The 8,406-nt window shown below is 52.8% G+C and carries 6 protein-coding genes; 5 read left to right on the top strand and 1 reads right to left on the bottom strand.

Translation table 11 applies throughout. From position 1 onward, the window contains the following. The 5 genes from KOO63_09065 to KOO63_09085 all read left to right on the top strand — a co-directional run. On the top strand, window positions 1–569 hold a 569-nt coding region (locus KOO63_09065), incomplete at its 5' end, for a MotA/TolQ/ExbB proton channel family protein (protein ID MBU8921957.1). Further along, the gene (locus KOO63_09070) at window positions 569–973 is read left to right on the top strand and encodes a biopolymer transporter ExbD (GenBank protein MBU8921958.1); all 405 of its coding nucleotides are present in this window, start codon (window positions 569–571) and stop codon (window positions 971–973) included. The genes KOO63_09065 and KOO63_09070, both read left to right, overlap by 1 nt. Before the next feature lie 206 nt (window positions 974–1,179). After that, window positions 1,180–2,466: a Glu/Leu/Phe/Val dehydrogenase gene (locus tag KOO63_09075; GenBank protein MBU8921959.1), complete on the top strand. Its 1,287-nt coding sequence runs from the start codon at window positions 1,180–1,182 to the stop codon at window positions 2,464–2,466. A 6-nt stretch (window positions 2,467–2,472) separates the two neighbouring features. After that, window positions 2,473–4,230: a PEP/pyruvate-binding domain-containing protein gene (locus KOO63_09080; GenBank protein ID MBU8921960.1), complete on the top strand. Its 1,758-nt coding sequence runs from the start codon at window positions 2,473–2,475 to the stop codon at window positions 4,228–4,230. Then, window positions 4,223–7,402 carry a hypothetical protein gene (locus tag KOO63_09085; protein MBU8921961.1) on the top strand — a complete coding sequence of 1,060 codons (3,180 nt, stop codon included), beginning with the start codon at window positions 4,223–4,225 and terminating at the stop codon, window positions 7,400–7,402. The genes KOO63_09080 and KOO63_09085 overlap by 8 nt, the downstream gene beginning before the upstream one ends. Here the strand turns inward: KOO63_09085 and KOO63_09090 are convergent. Then, window positions 7,399–8,247, bottom strand: a complete 849-nt coding sequence (locus KOO63_09090) for a metallophosphoesterase (protein MBU8921962.1) — start codon at window positions 8,245–8,247, stop codon at window positions 7,399–7,401. The genes KOO63_09085 and KOO63_09090 overlap by 4 nt on opposite strands. Window positions 8,248–8,406 lie beyond the last annotated feature (159 nt).

An 8,406-nucleotide genomic window follows, 5' to 3' on the forward strand; every position in this document is an offset into this window, starting at 1 on the left:
TGATTGAGCGAAGCTTCTGCCTGAGGAAGAAGAAGGTGATTGTCGCGGAGATCGTCTCAGCGATCGGGAAGATAGAAAGTGTAGAGGACATGAAGGTGGCAGAAAGGATATGTGAGGCCAACCCCGGGCCGTTCGCCAGTATAGTCCTCGTCGCCTTGAGGAACAGGGGTATGGACCTGGATGAACTGAAGGAGGCGATACTCGACCAGGGGAGGCAGGAGATCAGGACTCTCGAGCGGGGTCTTGTGGCGCTGGAAACGATAGCGGTCGCGGCGCCGCTGCTGGGGTTGATGGGCACGGTTCTGGGAATGATAAAAGTTTTTAATGTGATTTCTGAGCAGGGGATCGGGCAGGCCAGCATCCTTTCGGGTGGCATATCCGAGGCGCTTATTACTACTGTGACGGGGCTGGCGGTCGGGATTCCAGCGCTTGTCGCCTATAATCTTCTGACGAACAGGGCCGAGAGCCTGGTCCTCGATATCGAAAAGTACTCGTCGGGCCTCCTTCGTAGTATAAGGGCGATGAAAACAGGCGAAGTTGCCGGAGTGGAGCAGGGGGGGACGGGCTGATGCAGTTCAATGAGAAACCGAAAAAACGGGTGGTCATCAGCATAACATCGTTGATCGATGTGATGTTTCTTCTGTTGATCTTCTTCATGGTGACTTCGACCTTTCTCGAGCAGGCGGGGATGAAGCTCGACCTTCCCTCGGCTCAGAGTGCCGAGATGACTGTTACGCGTCGGCTCGTTCTCTTTATCGGGGCCGATAACGAGATGGTATTTGGCGGTCGCGCGGTGCCGATTGACAGCCTCGAGATACTTATGGCCGAAGCGGCTGCCACATCGGAAGACGGCACACTCGTTCTGAAGGCCGATAAGACCGTCCAGCACGGCACCGTCATCAGGGTGATGGATATCGCAAAACGGGCCGGGATGAAGAGGCTCGTGGTGGGCACGAAGGAAGAAGGGCGGTAGAAATCTGCCGCCACTGGGTCATTATTAGTAGAATTCCGCTTATTACTTCTTCGCAAATCCCGTTAACCATATGAGAACAAACAAAATGCAACGATAAAAATAATTTTGTCAAAGCACTGAAATAATCCCGATATTGCTTGCTTATGACGTAGTCTCTTTGTAAGTTTCCTGTGGTCTTTGAAACCTTACCCTGAGGAGGGACGGATATGGCAGACCGCTCGTATAACGCCTTCGAGATGGCGCAGTCGCAGTTTGACAAAGTGGCTGATCAACTCGATCTCGACGAGGCCACCAGAGATCTTCTCCGTTACAACGCCCGCGAATATCATGTAAGCATTCCAGTCAGGATGGATGACGGAAGTTTCAAGGTATTCCGTGGGTTCAGAGTCCAGCACAACGATTCCAGAGGCCCCGCAAAGGGCGGAATCAGGTTTCACCCGATGGAAACGATCGATACTGTCCGTGCCCTGGCGATGTGGATGACATGGAAGACGGCCGTCGTCGACATCCCACTGGGTGGAGGCAAGGGTGGGGTTATCTGTGACCCGCACAACCTCAGTATGCGCGAGCAGGAACAGATCTGCCGCGGCTGGATACGACAGCTATCCAGAGACATGGGGCCTGTCAACGACATACCGGCTCCGGACGTGATGACAAACGCGCAGCACATGCTGTGGATGCTCGACGAATTCGAGACTCTTCGTGGCGAAAGGCTCCCCGGGTTCATCACCGGAAAACCAGTCGGAATGGGTGGTTCGCTTGGACGCACCGAAGCGACAGGGTATGGAGTGATATTCACAGTGAGAGAGGCCCTGAAAGAGCTCGACATACCGCCGGCAAAGACAACGGCCAGCATACAGGGCTTCGGCAATGTCGCTCAGTACGCGATAGAGCTGTTCAACCGGATAGGCGGCAAGGTCATATGCGTGTCCAGTTGGGACCAGAAAGACCAGACTTCATACAGCTTTAAAAAATCATCCGGAATAGATCTCGATGAGTTGAAAGGGATCACCGACCGTTTCGGGGGGATCGACAAGGGCAAGGCCGCGGAGCTCGGTTACGAAGTGCTGCCGGGCGAGGCATGGATAGAGCAGGAAGTCGATATTCTTATCCCTGCCGCTCTTGAGCATCAGATAACAAAGGAAAACGTCTCGAAGATAAATGATTCGGTCAAGATCATAGCCGAGGGCGCCAATGGTCCGACCACTCCTGAAGCCGACGAAGTGATCTCGAAGCGTGGCATCTTTATGATCCCCGATCTGCTGGCAAATGCAGGTGGAGTGACATGCAGCTATTTCGAGCAGGTACAGAGCAACATGAATTACTTCTGGGATAAGGACGAGGTCCTTGGTAAACTGGACTCGAAAATGACATCGGCGTTCAACGCTGTATCTGAACTTGCGGAAAAACGCAAGCTCTACATGCGCGATGCCGCGTATGTCATAGCAATAGGGCGCGTGGCCCAGGCAAGTAAAGATCGCGGTTGGGTATAATAGCTCGTGAAAGATACGCCAGACCACCGGAACGGATACTCGATCACCCGGTTTGACAGACAGTTCTTCACCGGGAAGGAAAGATTTACGTTTATCGGTTCCGGAGAGCTCGGCGGGAAGGCCCACGGCCTCGCGAAAATGAGCGGAATACTCGGCGTAAAGCCTGGCAACGCATTCGAACCGGATATATCCGTCTCAATACCGAGGCTGTCGGTCATTACCACCGAATATTTCGACCTGTTTATGGAGGAGAACGACCTCTTCGAGGTGGCTCTCTCCGGCAAACGTGACGATCTGATAGCGCACGCCTTTCAGAAGGGTTCGCTTCCTGTAGGACTCGCCGGCGATTTGCGGGCCATAGTCGAGCAGGTGCATACTCCACTGGCGATCAGGTCATCGAGCATGCTCGAAGACGCCATGTTCGAACCTTTCGCCAGCGTCTACGCCACCAAGATGGTCCCCAACAACCAGCCCGATGCCGATTCGCGTTTCAAGAAACTTGCCGAAGCGGTGAAATTCGTCTATGCCTCGACCTATTTCAAGTCGGCTCGCGATTACATGCGAGTCGCGAGTCATACGATCGAAGACGAGAAGATGGCAGTGATCATCCAGGAGATAGTGGGGAACCGTTTCGGTGAACGGTTCTATCCACACTTATCCGGCGTGATGCGTTCATTCAATTTCTATCCGTTCGGCCGAGCCACTCCGGATGACGGGATCGTCGAGCTCGCTCTCGGGCTGGGAAGGACGATCGTCGACGACGGCATCTCGTGGCCCTTTTCACCGGCATATCCGGCGACGCCTCCACCGTTCAAATCAACGGGTGACATGCTCAAGCATTCTCAGACCGGCTTCTGGGCGGTCAACATGGGCAAGCTTCACAGGTATGATCCTGTCGAGGAAAACGAGTATCTCGAACAATACTCGTTAGGTGATGCCGAATACGATGGCACGATTAACCTGATCGCGTCGACTTACAACGGGCAGGACGATCGAGTGGAGAGCGGTACTTTCTTCACGGGGCCGAGGCTGATCAACTTTGCGCCGGTCATTCAGGACAGGGGACTTCCACTGAACAATCTTCTGAAAGTCGTGAGAGAATCCTGCGAGGACAGGCTTGGCACCATGGTGGAGATCGAGTTTGCCATGAGGCTTGGAAAAGAATTCGGGGAACCTGCCGAATTCGGGTTCCTTCAGGTCCGGCCGATGGTCGTGGCCCAGTCGGATGTCGAAATTACGGATGAAGAACTCGGCGACGAAAACACACTCCTCGCGTCCCGGACAGTACTCGGCAATGGCAGCCTCGATACGATAACCGATATAGTATATGTCGATCCCGACAGATTCGATGTGAAGGATTCTCTGAAGATAGCCGAGGAGATAGACTCGATAAATTCAAGGCTGGTAGATGAGGGGCGCAAGTATGTCCTGATAGGTTTCGGGCGTTGGGGGACCACCGACCCCCTTGGAGGAATCCCCGTGGACTTCGGTCAGATATCAGGCGCCAAGGTGATAGTAGAAAGCTCTCTTCCTGATCTTAATTTCATGCTGAGCCAGGGGTCGCATTTTTTTCACAATGTAACCAGTTTCAAGGTCTTTTACTTCTCGATCCAGCATGGTGGAGAATTCAGGATCGACTGGAACTGGCTGAAGAGTATGAATGTTTTTTCCGAGACCGAACATGTCAGACATCTGAGGCTTGACTCTCCCCTGACCGTCAAGGTGGATGGCAAGCACGGACGGGGGATGATCCTTCATGGATGAGCATAGGAATAACACCGAAGACCCTCTTCGTTTTTTTAAGGAGCGTGAGAAAGAACTCGAGTGTCTTTACAAGATAGAGGAGCTCATCAATGTCCCGGATGCTTCACAGGAAGACATCTGTATTGGTATCATCGAGGCGATACCATCGGGATGGCAGTATCCCGAGGTCTGTTTCGCCCGTATCGATATAGGCCAGGAAAGCTATTTCAAGCCGGGATTCGAACCGACGACATGGGTCCATCAGACTGACATAACAGTTCATGGAAAGCAGGCGGGAACGATCTCCGTCTACTACGGCAGGAAGAAGCCCCACGCCCACGAAGGCCCTTTTCTAAAGGAAGAGCAGAGACTTCTGCGCACGATCGCCAGCAGGATCGGTGATTACATGATGCACAGGGAAGCCAGGATAAAGGCAGAACAGAACGGGGGACTTCCAGCATCTGCGGACACCGGTGAATGGAAAGTAGTTCTTAATCTCCTGCGATATACCGATATGGACCTCTTTTATAACGTGTCTGAAAGGATGCTCAACCTTCTCTGCTGGAACGGCGTGCAGGAAGCCGAGGAGATTCACAAGGCGATATCGCCCGAGACAGGTGGCATAAACGGCCTGCCCAGGGAAGAGGAGAACCAGCCGCTTCGGCGCACGATTTTACGTCTCACTGAAGAGATGAGTCTCAAGATATTTGATATCGCTTCGAATCAGTTCGAGGACGATCAGATGACCGCCTACCTGCGGAAATGGATAAAAGACGACAAGTTGAAATTTCTAATGCAGATAGCCAACAGGAACATTGGACTTCCAGAGATCATATCGGTCCTCAGGCAGTATCGTGACATGGACTGGAAGAGGCTCAGGCTTTCTCTGAATTCAAAAACGGGGGTCATCGTCTCCCTTATCCGCAGGCTGATGTCTACTCAGCTGGACTACATCAACATAGCAAAACAATATTGCAGCATCCCGGACTTCTTCGGGTTTGTCGACAGGATGGTCTACAGTTCGGAAAGCCATGGCAGACTGGGTGGCAAGAGTGCCGGACTGTTTCTGGCGAGCATGGTGATAAGGGGGGCGGCAGAGGAAAACAGCGAACTTTCCGGTATAATAGTGCCAAAGAGCTGGTATCTGGCTTCGGACATCATTCAGGGGTTTCTCAAATACAACCACATGGATGAGATCGTAGAACAGAAATACAAGGACATCAACCTGGTGAGGCTGGAATATCCGCATGTGATCAATTCGTTCAAGAACGGCCGTTTTCCTCCCGATATCGTTCAGGGCCTGTCGATGATCCTGGATGAGTGTGAGGGGAGACCCCTGGTCATCAGAAGCTCGAGTCTGCTCGAAGACAGTCTGGGAGCCGCTTTCAGTGGAAAGTACAAGAGCCTCTTTCTGGCGAACCAGGGCAGTAAGCAGGACCGACTGGAAGCCCTGATGGACGCCATATCGGAAATATATGCTTCCATTTTCGGTCCCGACCCGATCGAATACAGGGCCGAGCGGGGGCTTCTCGATTTTGCCGAGGAGATGGGGATCCTGATCCAGGAAGTGGTCGGTACCAGGGTAGGGGATTATTTCCTTCCTGCTTTTGCCGGAGTAGCTTTCAGCCGAAACGAGTTCAGATGGTCTCCGCGGATCAGGTGTGAGGATGGGTTGATAAGGATGGTGCCGGGACTTGGGACCCGAGCTGTCGACAGGGTCAGCGACGACTATCCGGTCCTCATCGCGCCCGGCCAACCGGGGCTTCGAGTGAACGTTGCGCCCGATGAGGTCATTCATTATTCTCCAAAGATGGTCGACGTGATAGACCTGAAGAAGAATTCATTCGAGACGATCCGGATAGACGATCTGCTTCGGGAACATGGCGAGCAGATGCCGATGATAGAGAAGATGGTCTCGGTCTGTGAAGGTACACATATACGAAAACCGATGGCGATGAGCATCGACTTTGCGAAGGATGAATTGCTATATACCTTCGAAGGCCTTTTGAGTGATACCTCATTTATCAAGAAGGTACATTCGATGCTTACCGTCCTTGAAGAGAAGCTCGGCACTCCCGTCGATATCGAGTTCGCCCATGACGGCAGCGATTTCTACCTTCTTCAGTGCAGGCCGCAGAGTTCCTCGGAAAATATATCGCCGGCCGCCATACCGAAAGATCTGCCAGAGAAAGACATCCTTTTTTCAGCGAATAAATATATCTCGAACGGGCGTGTGCCCGATATCACCCATATAGTCTACGTCGACCCTGAGTCCTATGGCAGCATTTCATCGCGGAGTGAACTGCTGAGGGTGGGAGAGGCTGTGGGGAAACTTAACAAGATCCTCCCCAAGCGCCAGTTTGTTTTGATGGGGCCGGGTAGATGGGGGAGCAGGGGAGATATCAAGCTTGGAGTCAAGGTCACCTATTCGGATATTAACAACACAGCAGTACTGATCGAGATCGCCCGAAGCAGTGGTGACTACAAGCCGGATCTTTCTTTTGGGACCCACTTTTTCCAGGACCTGGTCGAAGCACGGATCAGGTATCTCCCTCTTTACCCCGACGACAGCGGAGTCATTTTCGGTGAAAGGTTTTTCAAAAACTCGTCAAACCTGCTCGGTGACATGCTGCCGGAGTTCGCCGGTCTTTCAAATACTCTTAAGTTGATAGATGTGCCGGAGGCCACTGGCGGCAAGGTGCTCAAAATCCTGATGAATGCGGACCTCGGAGAGGCCGTGGGTGTATTGTCAGGACAGGGTGGGGACAATGATGAGATAGAGGAGATAGTGGTCGACGCTGAAAAACCTACCGACCATCTATGGATGTGGAGACTGAAGATGGCAGAACAGATCGCTTTACAACTCGACGCGGAAAGATTTGGAGTCTCTGGATTCTACGTATTCGGCAGCACGAAGAACGCCACCGCCGGGTTGGCGAGCGACATCGATCTGATAGTGCATTTCAGCGGCTCGCCTGAGCAGCTTAAGGATCTGAACCGGTGGTTGGAGGGGTGGAGCCTCTGCCTGGACGAGTTCAATTATCTCAAGACAGGTTACAGGACGGGGGGGCTGCTCGACGTTCATATCGTCACTGACGAGGATATTAAGAACAAGACCAGTTTCGCCGTGAAAATAGATGCCGTCACCGACGCGGCAAGGCCCCTGAAGATGAAATTATCGAAGAAGGACTAGATCAGTTCTCTCGATGGGGATCCGGGGTCTTCAAGAGTAAACTTCACTACAGCGAGTTCGGGACCGTCATGAGCGGCGGACAGCATGGTCGTCCTGCCGATCCGGTCTTTCCATGAGCCGGAAAGTCTGGCTGATTCGTGAATATGTCCGTGCATGGTAATCAGCGGTTGACGCTCCTCTATGAAACGGCGTATCGCGATGCTGCCCACATTCACATCCATCGGGATCCCATCGATCATACGTCCGTCGAGAGCTGCCCTGTCGAGGGCTGTCTTGTAGGGAGGCGCGTGAAAGAGGAACACGGCCCCTTTGAGGTCATCTTCTCCAGTGAGGGAAACAAGATCCCCGGCGATAGTCTCAAACCGTTTTTCATCCTCAGGTATGGGTGCGGAATAACGACCTTCCTCGGGGGAGACGCATCCTGGGTCCGTAAAGCGGGACACGTCATACCTCTCCCAGTCCTTGAGCATGAAGGGGCTGGGTGGAGTGTAGGCGTAGCCGTAGACACTCCAGTCAGAGAATGACACTTTGCGTCCATGAACGTAAATGATCAGGCCTTTTCCAGAGCTGGATCGCAGGTCCGCTTCGACGGCCCGGCCATCGTCGTTTCCGGGGATAATGAATATGGACGGAAAATCCACTCCCATGGCGTAACGCAATCCTGATAACTTTCCGAAAAGATAGTCGGTGACGAAATTGCCGGGAGGGCCGTCCGACGCTAGATGCGGGAGGATATCCCCGCCTATGAAGACCGCGTCTGGAGAAGTCTCCAGGATTATTTTGAACAGCTTCTCATACCGGTCTGTCCTGCCATGAAGATCGGAGACTAATATACACTCTGTCATAGATCACTACGCTCCTGTATTGACTACCAGGTGCTAATATAATCGATTCTGCCAGAGTAACGAACCTGTTTATTGTCTTGCGGACAACTTCCTTATGATATCCTCCGAGGCCATCACGATGCCGTTTGCCGCAGGGTAGAAAGATTGATACGGCTGAGC

It is taken from the genome of Candidatus Latescibacterota bacterium, from assembly GCA_019038625.1.
In the GTDB taxonomy this organism is placed as follows: Bacteria; Krumholzibacteriota; Krumholzibacteriia; order Krumholzibacteriales; family Krumholzibacteriaceae; genus JAGLYV01.

Coding starts and splice junctions, on each gene's coding strand:
- KOO63_09085 (MBU8921961.1), top strand. CDS start 4,223: ATGGATGAGCATAGGAATAACACCGAAGACCCTCTTCGTTTTTTTAAG.
- KOO63_09070 (MBU8921958.1), top strand. CDS start 569: ATGCAGTTCAATGAGAAACCGAAAAAACGGGTGGTCATCAGCATAACA.
- KOO63_09090 (MBU8921962.1), bottom strand. CDS start 8,247: ATGACAGAGTGTATATTAGTCTCCGATCTTCATGGCAGGACAGACCGG.
- KOO63_09075 (MBU8921959.1), top strand. CDS start 1,180: ATGGCAGACCGCTCGTATAACGCCTTCGAGATGGCGCAGTCGCAGTTT.